This is a genomic window from Geodermatophilus sp. SYSU D00965 (assembly GCF_054050075.1).
In genome coordinates, this window is record NZ_JBJGYQ010000017.1 from 1 (window position 1) to 15301 (window position 15301).

The 15301-nt window shown below is 75.0% G+C and carries 20 protein-coding genes; 11 read left to right on the plus strand and 9 right to left on the minus strand.

Going from position 1 to position 15301, the window contains the following annotated elements; all coding sequences use genetic code 11:
• Window positions 1-123: 123 nt before the first annotated feature.
• From ACI789_RS16465 to ACI789_RS16475, 3 genes are all read right to left on the minus strand, one after another.
• Window positions 124-432 (minus strand): hypothetical protein, encoded by a 309-nt coding sequence (locus ACI789_RS16465; protein ID WP_457010447.1) that lies wholly within the window; start codon window positions 430-432, stop codon window positions 124-126.
• Between the two features lie 67 nt (window positions 433-499).
• Entirely contained in the window at window positions 500-682 is a 183-nt protein-coding gene (locus ACI789_RS16470) for a hypothetical protein (protein ID WP_457010449.1), read from the minus strand.
• A gap of 101 nt (window positions 683-783) precedes the next feature.
• A complete protein-coding gene (locus tag ACI789_RS16475; RefSeq protein ID WP_457010450.1) occupies window positions 784-1296 on the minus strand; it encodes a hypothetical protein in 513 nt (170 codons plus the stop codon).
• 381 nt (window positions 1297-1677) lie between these two features.
• Between ACI789_RS16475 and ACI789_RS16480 the strand changes: the two genes are divergently transcribed.
• From ACI789_RS16480 to ACI789_RS16500, 5 genes are all read left to right on the plus strand, one after another.
• Window positions 1678-2142: a hypothetical protein gene (locus ACI789_RS16480; protein WP_457010451.1), complete on the plus strand. Its 465-nt coding sequence runs from the start codon at window positions 1678-1680 to the stop codon at window positions 2140-2142.
• Window positions 2143-2376: 234 nt separating this feature from the next.
• Window positions 2377-3726 (plus strand): hypothetical protein, encoded by a 1350-nt coding sequence (locus tag ACI789_RS16485; protein ID WP_457010452.1) that lies wholly within the window; start codon window positions 2377-2379, stop codon window positions 3724-3726.
• A 101-nt stretch (window positions 3727-3827) separates the two neighbouring features.
• Window positions 3828-4385, plus strand: a complete 558-nt coding sequence (locus tag ACI789_RS16490) for a dihydrofolate reductase family protein (RefSeq protein ID WP_457010453.1) — start codon at window positions 3828-3830, stop codon at window positions 4383-4385.
• A gap of 78 nt (window positions 4386-4463) precedes the next feature.
• The gene (locus tag ACI789_RS16495; RefSeq protein ID WP_457010454.1) at window positions 4464-4805 is read left to right on the plus strand and encodes a GYD domain-containing protein; all 342 of its coding nucleotides are present in this window, start codon (window positions 4464-4466) and stop codon (window positions 4803-4805) included.
• 54 nt (window positions 4806-4859) lie between these two features.
• Entirely contained in the window at window positions 4860-5891 is a 1032-nt protein-coding gene (locus ACI789_RS16500) for an ion channel (RefSeq protein ID WP_457010455.1), read from the plus strand.
• Window positions 5892-5894: 3 nt separating this feature from the next.
• Here ACI789_RS16500 and ACI789_RS16505 read toward each other — a convergent pair whose 3' ends face one another.
• Window positions 5895-6350, minus strand: a complete 456-nt coding sequence (locus ACI789_RS16505; protein WP_457010456.1) for a GNAT family N-acetyltransferase — start codon at window positions 6348-6350, stop codon at window positions 5895-5897.
• Window positions 6351-6362: 12 nt separating this feature from the next.
• Window positions 6363-7058 (minus strand): hypothetical protein, encoded by a 696-nt coding sequence (locus ACI789_RS16510; RefSeq protein ID WP_457010457.1) that lies wholly within the window; start codon window positions 7056-7058, stop codon window positions 6363-6365.
• A 104-nt stretch (window positions 7059-7162) separates the two neighbouring features.
• Here ACI789_RS16510 and ACI789_RS16515 point away from each other — a divergent pair, with 104 nt between their 5' ends.
• Complete coding sequence (locus ACI789_RS16515; protein WP_457010458.1) at window positions 7163-7930, plus strand: dihydrodipicolinate synthase family protein; 768 nt, start codon at window positions 7163-7165, stop codon at window positions 7928-7930.
• 9 nt (window positions 7931-7939) lie between these two features.
• On the opposite strand, the gene ACI789_RS16520 is transcribed toward ACI789_RS16515, so the two are convergent.
• Entirely contained in the window at window positions 7940-8404 is a 465-nt protein-coding gene (locus tag ACI789_RS16520) for a hypothetical protein (protein ID WP_456916691.1), read from the minus strand.
• A gap of 122 nt (window positions 8405-8526) precedes the next feature.
• On the opposite strand from ACI789_RS16520, the gene ACI789_RS16525 reads away from it, so the two are divergent.
• The 4 genes from ACI789_RS16525 to ACI789_RS16540 all read left to right on the plus strand — a co-directional run bounded on the left by ACI789_RS16525 (window position 8527) and on the right by ACI789_RS16540 (window position 10888).
• On the plus strand, window positions 8527-9141 hold the full coding sequence (locus ACI789_RS16525; protein WP_457010459.1) for an ArsR/SmtB family transcription factor: 615 nt from the start codon (window positions 8527-8529) through the stop codon (window positions 9139-9141).
• The gene (locus ACI789_RS16530; protein ID WP_457010460.1) at window positions 9138-9953 is read left to right on the plus strand and encodes an SRPBCC family protein; all 816 of its coding nucleotides are present in this window, start codon (window positions 9138-9140) and stop codon (window positions 9951-9953) included. Before ACI789_RS16525 ends, ACI789_RS16530 begins: the two co-directional genes overlap by 4 nt.
• A gap of 37 nt (window positions 9954-9990) precedes the next feature.
• A complete protein-coding gene (locus ACI789_RS16535) occupies window positions 9991-10371 on the plus strand; it encodes a hypothetical protein (RefSeq protein ID WP_457010461.1) in 381 nt (126 codons plus the stop codon).
• A gap of 238 nt (window positions 10372-10609) precedes the next feature.
• Complete coding sequence (locus tag ACI789_RS16540) at window positions 10610-10888, plus strand: WhiB family transcriptional regulator (protein ID WP_456916901.1); 279 nt, start codon at window positions 10610-10612, stop codon at window positions 10886-10888.
• On the opposite strand, the gene ACI789_RS16545 is transcribed toward ACI789_RS16540, so the two are convergent.
• Both ACI789_RS16545 and ACI789_RS16550 read right to left on the minus strand, forming a co-directional pair.
• Entirely contained in the window at window positions 10878-12473 is a 1596-nt protein-coding gene (locus tag ACI789_RS16545) for a Na+/H+ antiporter NhaC family protein (protein ID WP_457010462.1), read from the minus strand. The genes ACI789_RS16540 and ACI789_RS16545 overlap by 11 nt on opposite strands.
• A 78-nt stretch (window positions 12474-12551) precedes the next feature.
• Window positions 12552-13412 carry a fumarylacetoacetate hydrolase family protein gene (locus tag ACI789_RS16550; protein ID WP_457010463.1) on the minus strand — a complete coding sequence of 287 codons (861 nt, stop codon included), beginning with the start codon at window positions 13410-13412 and terminating at the stop codon, window positions 12552-12554.
• Between the two features lie 255 nt (window positions 13413-13667).
• Here ACI789_RS16550 and ACI789_RS16555 point away from each other — a divergent pair, with 255 nt between their 5' ends.
• The gene (locus tag ACI789_RS16555; RefSeq protein WP_457010464.1) at window positions 13668-14330 is read left to right on the plus strand and encodes a cysteine hydrolase family protein; all 663 of its coding nucleotides are present in this window, start codon (window positions 13668-13670) and stop codon (window positions 14328-14330) included.
• Window positions 14331-14346: 16 nt separating this feature from the next.
• On the opposite strand, the gene ACI789_RS16560 is transcribed toward ACI789_RS16555, so the two are convergent.
• Window positions 14347-15300 (minus strand): C-terminal binding protein, encoded by a 954-nt coding sequence (locus ACI789_RS16560; protein ID WP_457010465.1) that lies wholly within the window; start codon window positions 15298-15300, stop codon window positions 14347-14349.
• Window position 15301 lies beyond the last annotated feature (1 nt).

Genomic DNA, 15301 nt, shown 5'->3' on the forward strand with positions numbered 1-15301 from the left:
CCCCCCCCGCGCCCGCCGCCCGCCGGCCGGGGGCGGCGCGGGCGCCCCGCGCCGCCCCCCCCCCCCCCCCCCCCCCCCCCCCCCCCCCCCCCCCCCCCCCCCCCCCCCCCCCCGGGGGCGAGATCAGTCATGCGGCGCTCCGAGCTCCTCCGGCGATGCCAGCTCCTCCTCGGAGACGACGCCCTTCTCCACGAGCAGCGTGGTGACCGCGGTGAACCAGCGCTCGTAGTAGGAGGCCGCGAGGTACTCCTCGGGCGGCATCCGCTCGATGGCGTCCCGGAACTCGTCCAGGTTGTAGACGCCCCGCCGGATCAGCGCGCCGTTGAGCGCGAGGACGTGGGCCTCCCAGTCGGCGTGGAACGGCGGCTCGTCGGGTTCCTCGACGATCGCCGGGAACCCCGACATCCCGCCGACGTCGTTGATGCGGCTCACCGCTGCTTCCTACCGCGCCGCGCACGGTGGAGCACAGACCCGTCGGTCCCGGAGGCCCGGTCACGCGTCACGTCGGTCGGCGCGGGGCGGAGGGGGACGGCGGCGTGCGGGTGAACCGCCACCCCGCCCGCTCCAGCAGGGCGATGCACTGGTCGACCACGGCCTCGATGTCGTACTCCTGCCCCACCTCCGGCGGCATCGCCAGGTCCAGCGCGTTGGTCAGTGCCACGTGGAAGTCGCTGCGCGCCATCGCCGCACCTCCCGTTCCCCGGGTTGCGAACGGTCCTCGGACGACGCCAGCACTGCTCGTCGACCCCTCGATGATGTCCCCGGCACCGCCCGCCGGCACGGTCAGCGCAGCGGGTCGTCGTCCCCGTCGGCGGTGAGGGCGTCGAGCAGCCGGTGGTGGGCGTCGGCCAGGTGCGTCAACTGGCGGCGCAGCCGGCGCACCTCCGCCTCCAGTGCCGCCAGCCTCGCCGGCAGGAGCGGGTCGGGCGAGCGGGGCCCCGGTTCCCCGGTCACGGGCGCAGCCGGCCCCGGCCCCGGCCCAGACGGCGCCGCCTCCGGCTCGGACGGCGTCACCGGCGCCGCGGGGCGGTCCCCCGCAGGCGGGCCGGCCGGGGCCTCCCCGGGGTTGCGCCCGACCGCCGGCTTCCCTGTCTCCGGCCGGTCGCGCCGGACCGCGCTCGCCGGGATGCGCCAGACCGTCCGCTGGCCCTGGAGGACCTGCTCCCCGGCGAGCGTCCCGGCCCGCAGCTGCGCGCGGACGGCCGCCGGCGTGACCCGGCGGAGCTGGGCCACCTGCTCGACCGTCAGCAACTCCCGCTCCTCGGCGTCCCGGTCGTCGATCGGCGGATCCGTCATGTTGCGCAACCTCGCGTTCATCGGTTGCGCAACAGCATGCCGCGCCGACGGACGGGGATCAACGCGTCCTGGTGGTCGGTCTGCACCTCGGTACCGCCCACCTTTGCGCAAACGCAGCTGTCATCGCCTTTGCGCAACTACCGGAGTTCGTCCCGGTACTGCTTTGCGCAAACCATCCCCGGCCTGCACAACTCGGGGCGAGGTTCCCCCGAGCGGCACCGCGCGTGGGCTCCACTCATGGGGCGGACCCCCCGAATGGACGGCCCGTCCGGCGGCGGGCGCAGAACTACCGGGATGCGCCCCGCGAGTCGTCGCGGTCCGGCCCGGCGGACCGTGTCACGATGCGCGGGAACGACAGACGTGTGATTCGAGGAGGCCCTCTTGGCGACCAGCAGCGCGGCTCCCACCCGGGCTCGCCGCACCTCCCGCGAGCCGGGCTTCTACACCCGGGCACAGGTCGAGGAGGACCTCGGGCTGACGGCGACCGAGCTGGACACCTTCGAGCGTGCCGGCGTGCTCGGCGCCGAGCAGCGGCGCCGCCGCGGCGACACCCGGCCGGTCCTCTACTCGACCAGCGACCTGGCCATCGGCCGCTTCGCGATGGCCGCGCACCGGCTGGGCGTCCGCGGCGAGCAGCTGCGCCGGCTCAGCGACGCGCTGCGGCTCAAGCGCAAGCGGCTGCGGCCGGGCTGGAGCGGCCTGGTCGTCATCGACCGGGACGGCGACGTCGAGCTCCTCGACGACCCGAGCGGCCTGGTGGAGTACCTGCACAGCTACCCGGTGCCGGTCGCCTCGCTGCTGGTGACCACGCTCACCGTGCCGGCCGTCGTCTCCGACGCCGCGTGATCCCGACCGCCGACGCGACGAGCCGGAGCAACGCCGCGATGAGCTGACTTCCTCCAGATACGAAACGTGGCACCAGCCTCGGAGCTGATGCCACGCACGCCCGACGCCCTCTGCGAGCCTCCGGAGTCGACAGCCACAGGCTAGCAGCGATCCGTCGGGTGCTCTGTGCTGTTCCCTCAGGACGCGTCGGTCCGCTCCCGCGGTGTCGCGCGCCCTGCGCACGGAAAGACGCCGATGACGCCTTCCTCCCCTCCCCCGCGCCCGGGGGACCCCGCGCCGAGCGCCGCCCGCCCGGCGCTCGTCTTCGAGGTCACCAAGACCATCGCCGCCTACACGACCGACGGGATCGCGCCCGGCGGCGGGCTGAAGGTGACCGTGATGCCCGAGGCCGCCCTGCAGCTGCAGCGGGCCCTCGGCGTCAAGCTGTTCTCGGCGCTGTTCACCCTCATCTGCATGGCCGGCGACGACGGTCACCGCCTCGTGGTGGACACCAACGCCACGAAGCTCGCCGAGCAGCTCGGCTGCAGCCGGCAGAAGGCCGGCGAGCTGGTCACCCAGCTGGAGCAGGCCGGTTTCCTCGACCGTCAGCAGGCCCGCGGCGTCGGCGGCCGTGCCGACCGGTTCGGCCGCGGTCGCTACGTCCTCTGCCCGGAGCTCTACCGCGCCGTCGAGCGCCGGCAGACCCTCACGCACAGTGACCGGCCGCTGGGTGATGCCTCCACCGGTGTCACGGAAGCTGGCACCGGTGTCCCGGGAGCCGGTGTCGGGGAAGCTGACACCACGTCCGCCGGTGTCAGCAGGCCTGACACCGGGCGAGGAGTTGCAGGTCGCACCGGTGACCGGTTCGCCGACACCGGTGCGCGCAGTCACCGTCATGAGGATGGGATGGATGAAGACCATCCATCTCTGTCCCCCACCGACGCGCGGCTGACGCCGCCGTCGGCCGGGCTCCCCGTCGACGCGTCCGGTGCCGCCGTGCTCGCGGCGCCGACGACCGTGGCCGGGCTGTCCGCCGCCGAGGTCGTGTCGCTGCTCGAGCAGTGGGGCGTGTTCGACGCCGAGTCCGTCGTCCGGACCGCCGACCCGGGCGTGCTCGACGCCGCCCTGCGGGAGATCTCCGCGCGCTTCTCCGAGATCAAGAACCCCGGCGCCTACCTGCGCCGGCTGCTGGCCGGCGGGGGCCCGGCGGCGCCGCGGCACGGCGGGACCGGCTCGCCGCTCCCGCGCCCGGCCGTTCCGCTGCCGAGCGCACCGGCCGCGGCCGCCGTCGCGCAGGACGCCCGACCGGCCGCGCAGGTCGCCGCCACCGCCGCGCTGCCGACCGCACCGGCCCTGCGCCCGCCCGTCGCCGCGCCGGCTCCGGCACCCGACGGACCGCGGCTGCCGGAGCTGACCGGCGAGCAGCTCGTCGAGGTGTACGCGCAGCTGCCCGACGGCGCGCGAGCCGACGTCGACCGCGCGCTGGGCCGGATGGCGCAGGTGGCCGGTCCCGGGTGGTGCCACGTGCCGGGGCTGATCCGGCCGCGGCGGCTGTACCTGGTCGGCGTCCTGGAACGGCTGGGGCTGCTCGGCGACACTCGCTGAGCACCCCGGCGGCGCGGGTTCGTCCCGGGCCACCGATGAGAACCGGCGCCGGCCGGCGTCTCCCCCACGACAACTGCTCCACCACCGCAGAGGAGAAGGCATTGGGCGCGATCAAGGTCCACGAGTTCACCACCGTCGACGGGGTCGTCGACGCACCGATGTGGACGATGGACTACGGCTTCCCCGAGGACCTGGCCGCCTCCATCGGCGCCCTCACGGGGTCGGCGTCGGGCATCCTCCTCGGGCGGACCACCTTCGAGATGTTCGCCCCGGCCTGGTCCACCCGGACCGAGGAGGACGACCCGGGCGCCCCCTTCTTCAACGACACCCGCAAGTACGTCGTCTCCTCCACCCTCAGCGACGCCGAGGCGGTGTGGTCGAACTCGACCGTCGTGGGCGGCTACGACGCCGACCGGCTGCGCGCGCTCAAGAGCGAGGAGGCCGGGGACCTCTACGTCAGCGGCAGCGCGACGCTGGTCCGGGCGATGCTGGCCGACGGCCTGGTCGACGAGCTGCACCTGTACGTGTACCCGATCGCCGTCGGGACGGGCATCCGGCTGTTCCCCGACGGCGCACCGCGGACGCCGCTGTCCCTGCTCGGCGCCGACCGCCTGAGCAACGGGGTCGCACACCTCACCTACGGCCCGGCCGCCGGCTGAGGCAGGCAGCGGGTCCCCCGTCCGTCTCCCCGGGGCTAGCCTCGGCGTCCCCGGGGAGACGGACGAGAGGGGCCGACGATGCCGCTCTACCTGACCAGGTTCAGCTACACGCCGGAGACCTGGGCCCGGCTGATCGCCCACCCCGAGGACCGGCGGGAGGCCGCCCGGTCCTACATCGAGTCCGTCGGCGGGACGCTGCACGGGTTCTGGTACGCCTTCGGACCCCGCGACGGCTACACGCTCTGGGAGGCGCCGGACAACGTCTCGATGGCCGCCGTGGCCCTGGCCCTCGGTGCCGGGGGTGCGCTCAGCCCGCTGGAGACGACCGTGCTGCTCACCGTCGACGAGACGATGGAGGCGATGCGCCGGGCGCAGCAGGTGCGCTACCGCCCGCCGGGCGCGCAGCCGGGCGGGCGGTAGCGCACCCGCTGGGCCCGGTAGGTTGCGCGGACCGTCGCCGAGCCGGGAGCACGCGTGCCGTTCTTCGTCATCCGCCTGTCGCGGTTCCTGCGGCTCCGGCTGCACGGCTGGCGGCTGCCCCTGACGGTGGCACTGCTGGTCTTCGCGACCAGCTGGCTGGCGATGGCCCTGGCGGAGCCGCCGGGCAGCGACATCGTGCGGCCGGGCACCTACTGGTGGTACTTCGTCGTCACCTCGGCGACGGTGGGCTACGGCGACGTCTTCCCGACGTCGACGGCCGGCCGGGTCGTGGGCAGCTACGTGATCGTCGGCGGGATCGTCACGCTGACGCTGCTGTTCACCCGGCTGGCCGACGCCCTGCAGTCGGTCCGGGGCAAGCGGTTGAGAGGTGGAGTGGCACTGGACCTGCACGACCACGTCGTCCTGCTGGGGTACGTCCCGGGGCGCACCGAGCGGATCGTCGCCGAGCTGACCGCCGAGGGCCGGCAGCAGGTCGCGCTGTGCGCGTGGGACGACGTGACCGAGAACCCGATGCCCGACCGGCCGGAGGTGCACTTCGTGCGCGGGGACCTCACCCGCGACGACGTGATGCTCCGGGCGGGCGTGCCGGCGGCCCGGACGGCGGTGATCGACGGCCGCGACGACAACGAGACGCTCGCCATCGCGGTCGCCGTCGACCACGCCAACCCGCGGGTGCACATGGTGGCCGCCCTGCGCGACCTGTCCCGGCGGGAGAGCCTCCGGTACGTCAACGCCGCGGTGCAGGCGGTGCAGTGGCACATGCCGTTCCTGCTCACCGAGGAGGCCAGCGACCCGGGCATCACCGCCGTCTACAACGAGCTCATGACCGCGGGCGGCTCGGGCAACACCTACTCGGTCCGGGTGCCGGCGGGCTACCCGCACGCGACGTTCGGCGCGGCCCAGAGCCACTTCGGGCGCACCTTCGGGGCCACGGTCCTGGCCGTGCGGCAGGACGGCGGCCTGCTGGTCAGCCCGCACTGGGACCAGCCCGTCGCCGCGGGCGCCACCCTGTACTACGTCGCCCGCGAGCGCATCGACGCCGCCCGCCTCGCTCCCGGGCGCTGAGGCTCACTCGTCGGTCAGGGGCAGCCGCAGGACGATCTCGCCGTCGTCCACCTCGCCGGTGGGCCGGAAGCCGAACCGCTCGTAGAACGGCCCCGGGTTCCCCTCGCCGGGCTCGTAGCTGGTGAGCAGCTCGGTGGCGCCGTCCGCGCGGACCAGGTCGACCACCTGCGCCAGGACCTCCCGCCCGATCCCGCGCCGCTGGTGGTCCTTGCCGACGAGCAGCCGCCACAGGTAGGGGCGCCCGGACGGCGGCCACGACAGCATCACGAAGCCGACCGGCTCGTCGCCGCAGTACACGGCCCGGTACCAGGGGTGGGCGGTGGGCTCCTCGGCGGCGTCGCGCAGGGAGCGCTTCACCGAGGCCACGAACCGCTTCTGGTCCTTGCGCACCCGGACGGCCCGCACCGCCTCGCGGTTGTCGTCGGTGACCTCCCGGAGGTGCACGCGCGGAGTCGTCATGCCGCTCTCCCCTCAGACGTCGATCGCCGCCTGCCCCGGGGAGGCCGGAGCCGTCGCCGGTCGCGGGTCGTCGTCCCCGCCCGGTCCGGCCACGTCGGCGTCGTCCCGCCACAGCTGGGTCACCGCCAGCCAGCGGTGCCGGCCCAGCCGGGGCAGGCCCAGCCAGCCGGCCGTCAGGCCGACGGCGTCCCCGGCCCAGACGAAGAAGAGGTCCCGGTAGACCGGGTTGCCCCCGGCGGGGAGGACGTCGAAGTCGAACGCCAGCTGCCCCTCGACGGGCGGGGGCGGCAGGGCGTGGGTCCCGGCGTTGCGGGCGGCGGCCGCCCGGCGGACGGCGCTGGTGTCCCAGGCGAAGCCGGTCCAGTCCGGTTCGCGGATCTGCACACCCGGGGCCTTGACCACGTGCACGGCCAGCCCGCCGGCCTCGATCACCAGGGAGCCGTGCGGGAGGGTGAGGCGGATCCCGCGCGACCGCCACGACGCGTGGGCCGCGCGGTACTCGGCGAGCATGCGCTCCCGGAAGTTCTCCGCGGACAGCCCGGCCATGCCGCGGGGCGTGTCGAACAGGTGGGACGGCTCGTAGCGCTCGGCGTTCGGCCGCCACATGGCGCGGGTGACCTCCTGCAGCCAGCGCACGACGTCCCGCTCCTCGAGCGCCTGCTTGCAGTCGAGGAGTGCTGTCGATGCAGCGGGATCCCAGTCCTGCATGCAGGAAGTGAAGAGGAACGGCGGGTCCTTGGGTAGCCGAGCGCGCCTGCCGTCCGACGTTCCGCTCCGTTGTCGCCGGGAGCCCGGGCGAGCAGGATGGGGCGGTGCCTGCGTCCTTCACCGGTGTCGGCGTCGCCCTGGTCACGTTGTTCGACGAGCGGGGCGCCCTCGACGCCCCGGCCACCGCCGACCTGGCCGTCCGCCTGGTCGACGCCGGCGTGCGCGCCGTGCTCGTCGCGGGGACCACCGGGGAGGCGGCCACGCTCAGCCCCGAGGAGCGCCGCGCCCTGGTCGGCGCCGTGCGCACCGCCGTCCCGCAGGACGTGCCGGTGATCGCCGGGACCGGCGCACCGACCGGAGCGCAGGCCGCCGCGCTGACCGAGCAGGCCTTCGACGCGGGTGCCGACGCCGCGCTGGCGCTCTCGCCGCCCGGGGTCGCCGACCCGCGCCCGTACTACGAGCGGGTCGCCAAGACCGCGGCCGGTCGGCCGCTGCTGGCCTACCACTTCCCGCTCGCCTCCTCCCCCGGCGTCCCGGTGCACCTGCTGCCCGAGCTGCCGGTGTCCGGCCTCAAGGACTCCTCCGGGGACGCCGAGCGGCTGCTCGACGAGATCGAGGTCTTCGGCGGCGAGATCTACACCGGCTCGCCGACGCTGCTCACCATGTGCGGCGCGCTGGGGGTCGCCGGTGCGCTGCTCGCGCTGGCCAACGCCGCCCCGGAGCCGTGCGTCGCGGCGTTCGCCGGCGACGGCGCCGCCCAGGCCGGGCTGGCCGCCGCCCACCGCGCCGCGTCGGCCGACTTCCCCGCCGGGATCAAGCGGATGACCGCCGAGCGCTTCGGCGTCTCGCCGGTGACCCGGCTGGGCGGCTGAGCACGCCGGTCACCGCCCCTCGGCCCCCTCGCCCACCGCGGACGACGGCCGGCCGTCGGCGACGCGGACCGGCAGCCGGAACGCGCACACGGTCAGGACGACGGCGGCCACCGACACCAGGGTGAGCGTGAGGGTCTGCAGCACCTGGTCGCCGGGCGTCTCCAGCAGGTGCAGGGTCAGCTGGTGGTAGAGCTGGTGGGGCAGGTACGCCACGACCGCGGCGAGCCCGGTCGCCCGGGCCAGCCAGACCCCGCCGGTCACCAGCGCGACGAGCGCGACCACGCCGACGGCGAGGTTGCCCTGGCCCACGTCGCGGAGCAGGTGCTCGTTGTAGGGGCCGTCGACGCTGACCCAGTGCCGTCCGAAGCCGGGGAAGTCCCGGTAGAAGGACGCCGGCGCGAGGGTCTGCCATCCACCGACGACCAGGCCGAAGACCACGAAGAAGGCCAGCAGGCCCCGGACGGTACGGCGCACCAGACCTCCCCTGACGTGGGTCCTGCGATCGTCCTCCGCACCGGCCGCCGTGGTGGCCCGGCCGCCGCGCCACTGGACCGGCCACCCTTGACAACAATTCCTGTCAAGACCAGTCTGGGGCCGTGCGAGCCGTCGACGTCATCAGCGACCCGGCCACGGCCGCCGTCGCGCTCGACCCGGTGCGCGCCCGCCTGCTCGCCGAGCTCCGCGCGCCGGCGTCCGCGGCCACGCTCGCCGAGCGCCTCGGGCTGAGCCGGCAGAAGGTCAACTACCACCTGCGCAAGCTCGAGGAGCACCGGCTGGTCGAGGCGTCCGACACCCGGCGGTGGGGCGGCCTCACCGAACGGCTCCTCGTCGCCACCGCCGCCGGTTACCTGGTGTCGCCGGGAGCCCTCGGCGACGCCGCGGCCGACGCCGCGCGCACGCCCGACCGGCTGTCGGCCGCCTACCTCCTGGCGCTCGCCGGCCGGGTGCTGCGCGAGGTGGGCGGGATGGCCGCGCGGGCCCGGCGCGCCGAGGCGCCGCTGCCGGTCCTGGCCCTGGACGCCGACGTCCGCTTCGCCTCCCCGGCCGACCGCGCCGCGTTCGCCGACGAGCTCGCCGCGGCGGTCACCCGGCTCGTCGCCCGGTACCACGACGAGGGAGCGGCGGACGGCCGCTGGCAGCGCGTCCTCGTCGGCGTGCACCCCGTTCCCGCCGACGTCCCCGTCGGCCCGCCCCGCGAGGAGTCGCCGTGACCCGCTACGACCCCGACGAGCCCACCGCCCGCGTCTCCGCCGCCGAGGTCGAGGTCCCCGGCGACCCGGCGGAGGTGTGGCAGGCGATCGCCACCGGGCCGGGCATCTCCACGTGGTTCGTGCCCGCCGAGGTGGAGGAGCGCGAGGGCGGCCGGATCGTCACCCACCACGGGCCGTTCGGCAGCTCCGAGGGGGTCGTCACCGCCTGGGAACCGCCGCACCGCTTCGCCTACGAGGAGCGCGACTGGGACCCCGACGCACCCGACGCGCCGCCGTGGGCCACCGAGCTCCTCGTCGAGGCCCGCGACGGCGGCACGTGCGTGGTCCGGCTGGTCAGTGGCTTCTTCGCCGGCGGCGAGGGCTGGGAGGACCAGCTCGAGGGCACCGACGAGGGCTGGCGGGGCGCCCTGCTCGCGCTGCGCCTCGTGCTGACCTCCTTCCGGGGGCAGCCGGTCGCGCCGCTGCTCGTCTTCGGCTCCGTCGCGGACCGCTCCGCCGACGACGTCGGCCGCGACCTGCTCGCCGCGCTGGGCCTGGCCGGCGCGAGGGTCGGCGACCGGGTCGAGGTGGACGGCGGTGCCCCCGCGACCGCGGGAACGGTCGTCGACGCCACCGGGCGCACCGTCACGCTGCACGCCGAGCACCCGCACCCCGGGATCGTCGAGCTGGGGGCGTTCGACCACGGCGGCGCGAAGGTCACGGTGCGCGCCCACCTGTTCGGCGACGGCGGCGCGGAGGCGGCCGAGCGCGAGGCGCCGCGCTGGACGGCGTGGCTGACCGAGCACGTGCCGGGGTTCGCGCTCCTGACGTGACGGCCGGTCTGTCGGTGGGAACGGAGAGGATCGGGGCGTGGCAGCCTTCTTCCTCCCCCGGGCCGGCGACGACGACCAGGCCGAGCGGCTCTACGACGCCCTCGCCGAGTTCGCCGGTTGCGAGCCGGCCCCCGCCGACCGGCGGGTGCACTCGATCGCCTTCACCTCCGACGGGGCCGAGTGGGTCGCCGAGGTGGGGCAGGAGCTGCGCGGGCGGCGGACCACCCGGCAGCTGCGTCGCGGCGAGCTCGTCGAGCGCACCGAGGACCTCTCCTCCGCCTCGCGAGTGCTCGCCGTCTACCCGGGGACGCCGTTCGTCGTCGTCACCGACGCCCAGCCGATCACCGGCGCGCCGTCGGAGTGGGCCAACCCCTTCACCGCGCAGCCCGACCGGGTGACGTACTTCGACGCCCCGTGAGCCCGCGGGGGCCGGGACCCGCCGTCCGCCGCGTCGGGTCGGGCAGATCCCGCCGAACCTGTTCCGAGTTCTCCTTGAGGTTGTGCCAGTGCGACGCGGGTGGATGACTGCGTAACGTCACGAAGTGAATTCAGGGCGTACTGGTCCGTCACGGCCAGAGCGCAACTTCCCCCTGCATGAGGAGTTCCCCGTGTCGTCCTTCGCGCGTCCCCACCTGACCCTCGCCCCCGCTCCGGCCGTGCAGCCCCCCGCGCCGCTCTTCGACAGCGCCGTCCCCGCCGGCGACGAGTCGTGGCGGCTGGACGCGCTGTGCGCCGAGACCGACCCGGAGGCCTTCTTCCCGGAGAAGGGTGGCTCCACCCGCGAGGCCAAGCGGGTGTGCGCCAGCTGCCCGGTGCGGATGGAGTGCCTGGAGTTCGCGCTCGGCAACGACGAGCGGTTCGGCATCTGGGGCGGCCTGTCCGAGCGGGAGCGGCGCCGGCTGCGGCTGCAGCGGCGGGCTCCGCTCAGCGCCTGACGTCCCGGGGGCTGCCGCGGCCCTCGACGACCGCGTCGGACCGCGCCGTCCGGCGGGACCGGGCGTGCAGGACGACGACGGCCAGCGCCAGGGCCAGCACCGCCGCCACGAGCGCCAGGCCGGTGCTCTCCGTCAGCCCGGCGACGAGGAAGCCCACCGCCGAGGCGGCAGCCGCGACGAGGGCGTACGGCAACTGCGTGTTGACGTGGTCGATGAGGTGCACGCCGGAACCGATCGACGACAGGATCGTCGTGTCCGACAGCGGTGAGGTGTGGTCCCCGAAGATGGCGCCGGCCAGGACCGCCCCGAAGACCGGGATCAGCAGGCCCGGGTCGAGGGCCACGGCGATCTGACCGGCGATCGGCAGCAGCAGGCCGAAGGTGCCGAAGGTGCTCCCCATAGAGAACGAGATGAAGCTCGCCAGGAGGAAGAGGACCACCGGGAGCAGCGCCAGCGGCAGCGCCGCGTCGACGACCCCGGCCAGGTACTCACCGATGCCCAGCTCGGAGATGATCTCGGCGGTCATCCAGGCCAGGAAGAGCACCGCCGCGGCCATGAGCATCGACCGCACACCCGCCCAGGCGGCGCGACCCAGCAGGCCGCCCGGCGTCCGGCGCGCGACGAGGATGGCCGCCGAGACGAGCGTGGCGGCGATGGTCCCGTAGAAGAGCGCGAGGATCACGTCGGTGTTGGTGAGGATGTCCATCGGGCTCAGCGAGCCCTCCGACCCCGCGATGCCGAACCACAGCGCGCACACGACGGTCACGCCCAGGAGCGTGGCCACCGGCCACAGCAGGTCGCCGATCCTCCCGTCGCGGCGGGCCGGCAGGTCCCGGTCGGTCTCGCCGGGCACCGCTCCCCGGCTGTCGTCGAACAGCACGCCCCGCTCGATCGCGGCCCGCTCGTGCCGCCGCATCGGCCCGAAGTCGATGGTCAGCCAGGCGACGGCGACGACCAGCAGCAGGGCCGTGATCGGGTAGATCATCGCCGGGATGGTCCGGAGGAACGCCTCGTAGCCGTTCATGTCCGTGACGCCGTTCTCGTCCAGGATGCCGGTCATGGTGGCCGCGATGAACGCGGCCCAGCCCGAGATCGGCACCAGGACGATGACCGGCGCGGCGGTGGAGTCGACGAGGTAGGAGAGCTTCGCGCGCGAGATCCGGTGCTGGTCGGTGATCGACCGGCTGACCGTGCCGCCGACCAGGCTGCTGAACGCGTCGTCGAAGAAGATCACGAAACCGATGACGACGGGCACGAAGGCGGCCTGCACGCGCGTCCGGACCTTGGTGACCGCCCAGGAGGCGAACGCCAGGAGCCCGCCGGAGACGTAGATGAACGACGTCAGGACGCCGAGCAGCACGACGACGGCGAGGATGTAGACCTCCTCCGCCACCTCGCCGTCGGCCACGACGAGCCCGCCGGCGGTGTCGAGCACGAGGTCGACGGCGCCCCCGACGTCCCACTGGGCGAACAGCAGGGCCCCCAGGACGATGCCCACGCCCAGCGACAGCAGGATCCGCCGGGTGGTGATGGCCAGGACGATCGTGACCAGCGGCGGGAGGAGGGACAGCAGGGACGGTTCCACGAGGACTCCTCGTCGGTGGGGAGTGGGGAGGGCCGCCCGGTGCCCCCCGTGTGCGGGTCCCGGGGCGGGAGCTGTCGGTCAGGTCGGGTCGGCCACCAGCGGGGTCACCAGGCGTCCCAGGCCCTGGACCTCGCAGACGACCTCGTCACCGGGCTGCAACCAGACCGGGTCGGCCATGCCCATGGCCACGCCCTCCGGCGTCCCGGTGTAGACGACGTCCCCGGGCTCGAGCGTCATGATCTGGGACAGGTCGCTGACCAGGTCGGCGACGGAGAAGACCATGTCCCTGGTGGTGGAGCTCTGCCGGAGCTCCCCGTTGACCCAGCACCGCAGGTCCAGCGCCTGGGGGTCGGGGACCTCGTCGGCGGTGACCAGGTAGGGCCCCAGCGGGGCGAAGCCGTCGATCGCCTTGCCGTACGTCCACTGGCTGCTGCGCATCTGCAGCTCACGCGCGGACAGGTCGTTGCCGGTGGCGTAGCCGAAGACGTGGTCGAGTGCCTCCTCCGGCGACACGCGGCGGGTGCTCCGCCCGATGACCGCGACCAGCTCGACCTCGTAGTCGGCCCGGCGGGTCGCCGCCGGGATGGCCACGTCCTGCCCGGAGCCGGCCAGGCTGTTCCGGTACTTGGCGAAGTAGATCGGGTGGTCGGGGACCGGGAGACCGCCTTCCGCGGCGTGCTTCTGGTAGTTGAGCCCGACGCAGATGATCTTCCCCGGGTCGGGGACGGCCGCGGCCAGCCGGAGCTCCTCGACGGGGACGGCGTCGCTCGCCGATCCCACGGCGCGCCGCAGCTCCTCGAGGGCCGCGGGGCCGGCTGCGATGACCTCGGCGACCGTGGCCGGCGCGTCCGGAGCGGCCGCGCGGACGTCCACCACGCCGGCGCCGGTCTCGACCCCGAGGCGCACACCGCCCTCGCCGTGGAACGAGACGAGCCTCATCGGGGGGCCGCCGTGCCGTGGGCGCGGCTCGTGCCGGTCGTGTCGGATCCGTGGAGTGTGAGCCTCATCACACGGCGCATCGTGGACGGAGGAGTTTCCGAACGTCAAGGAAGCGGCGCGACCGCGAGGCCGAGCCACCCGGACGGGCGATGGCGCGCAGCGGGGCCCGCGGAGCCGTGACGTCCGGCCGCCGCTGCGCCAGAGTGGCCGCACCGGCCGCCGCACCGCGGCCGCGGGACCCAGGAAGGAGTGCGCGTGGGCACCTGGCCGACCGACCTCGACCCGCACGTCGTCCCGGAGCTCGACCGCTCCGCACTCGTGGTCATCGACACGCAGGTCGACTTCGTCGACGGCGGCGCCAACCCGGTCCCCGGCACCAGCGACGTCGTGCCCGTCATCGCCCGCCTGCTGCAGGGCTACCGGGACGCCGGGCGCCCGATCGTGCACGTCGTCCGGCTGTACGAGGGGCAGGACGTCGACCTGGCCCGGCGCACGCTGATCGCGTCCGGGGCGCCGCTGGTGCGGCCCGGATCGGCGGGCTCGCAGATCGTCCCGGAGCTGCGGCCCCCCGGCGCCGGGGACCTCGATCCGGATCGGCTGCGCGCCGGTGCGGTGCAGGCCGTGGCGGACGGCGAGTGGGCGGTGTGGAAGCCGCGCTGGGACGCCTTCCACCGCACACCGCTCGACCACCACCTGCGCGGGCTCGGGGTCACCACCGTCGTCCTGGCCGGGTGCAACTACCCGAACTGCCCCCGGGCCACGGTGTACGGCGCCAGTGCGCGGGACTACCGGGTGCTGCTCGCCTCCGACGCGGTGTCCGGGCTGCGGGCCCACCACCTCGAGGAGGCCGGCCTCATGGGGGTGGTCCACGCAGCCAGCCCGGCCATCCTCGGCCGCCTGGCCGGCTGCGCCTCCTGACGCGGGAGCGGCTCCCTCAGCGGCCCTCGACGACCGGGTACGTCGGGCGCCCGGTCCGGGCCCACGCCACGACGTTCTCCGCCGCCTTGCGCCGCAGTTCCACCTCGGCCTCCGCGGAGTACCAGGCGACGTGCGGTGAGAGCAGCGCCCGCGGGTGGCGCAGCAGCGGGTGGCCGGCCGGCGGCGGCTCCTCGGGGAGCACGTCGAGGGCGACGCCCGCGAGCCGGCCCTCCTCCAGCGCCGCGTGCACCGCGTCGAGGTCGACCAGCCCGCCGCGGGCGGTGTTGACCAGGTAGGAGCCGCGCGGCATCCGCCCGAGCAGCTCGGCGCCCACGAGGCCCTGCGACTCGGGCGTCAGCGGCAGGTGCAGCGTGACCGCGCTGCTCCGGGCGAACAGCTCCGCGAGGCCCGCCCGCTCGATGCCCGGCGGCCATGCCTCGTCCGGGAGGTGCGGGTCGTAGCCCAGGCAGGCGCCGAACCAGGGGGCCGCCCGCTCCGCCGTCGTCCGGCCGATCCGGCCGAGCCCGACCACCCCGAGGGTCAGCCCGCCGGGACGGCGCAGCGGCCCGCCCAGCCGGTGGTCCCACCGCCCGGCGTGCACCTCGCGGTCGTGCCCGGCCAGGTTGCGCAGCAGCGCCAGCAGCATCGCGACCGCGTGCAGCGCCACCTCGGCCGTGCCGTAGTCGGGCACGTTGCACACCCACACCCCGCGCGCCCGGGCGGCCTCGGTGTCCACGACGTCGACCCCCACGCCGTAGCGGCTGACCAGCCGCAGCCGGGGCAGCGCCTCGAGCACCTCGGCCGTGATCGGCGCGTACTGGACGATCACCGCGTCCACGTCCCGGGCAGCGGCGATCACGTCGGCCGCGGTCGTGCACTGCGCGGTGCGCAGCTCTAGTCCGGCGCCGGCGAGGACGCCGGCCTCGATGTCGAGCTCGCCGTACGCCGCGTCGGTGACCAGCACCCGCATC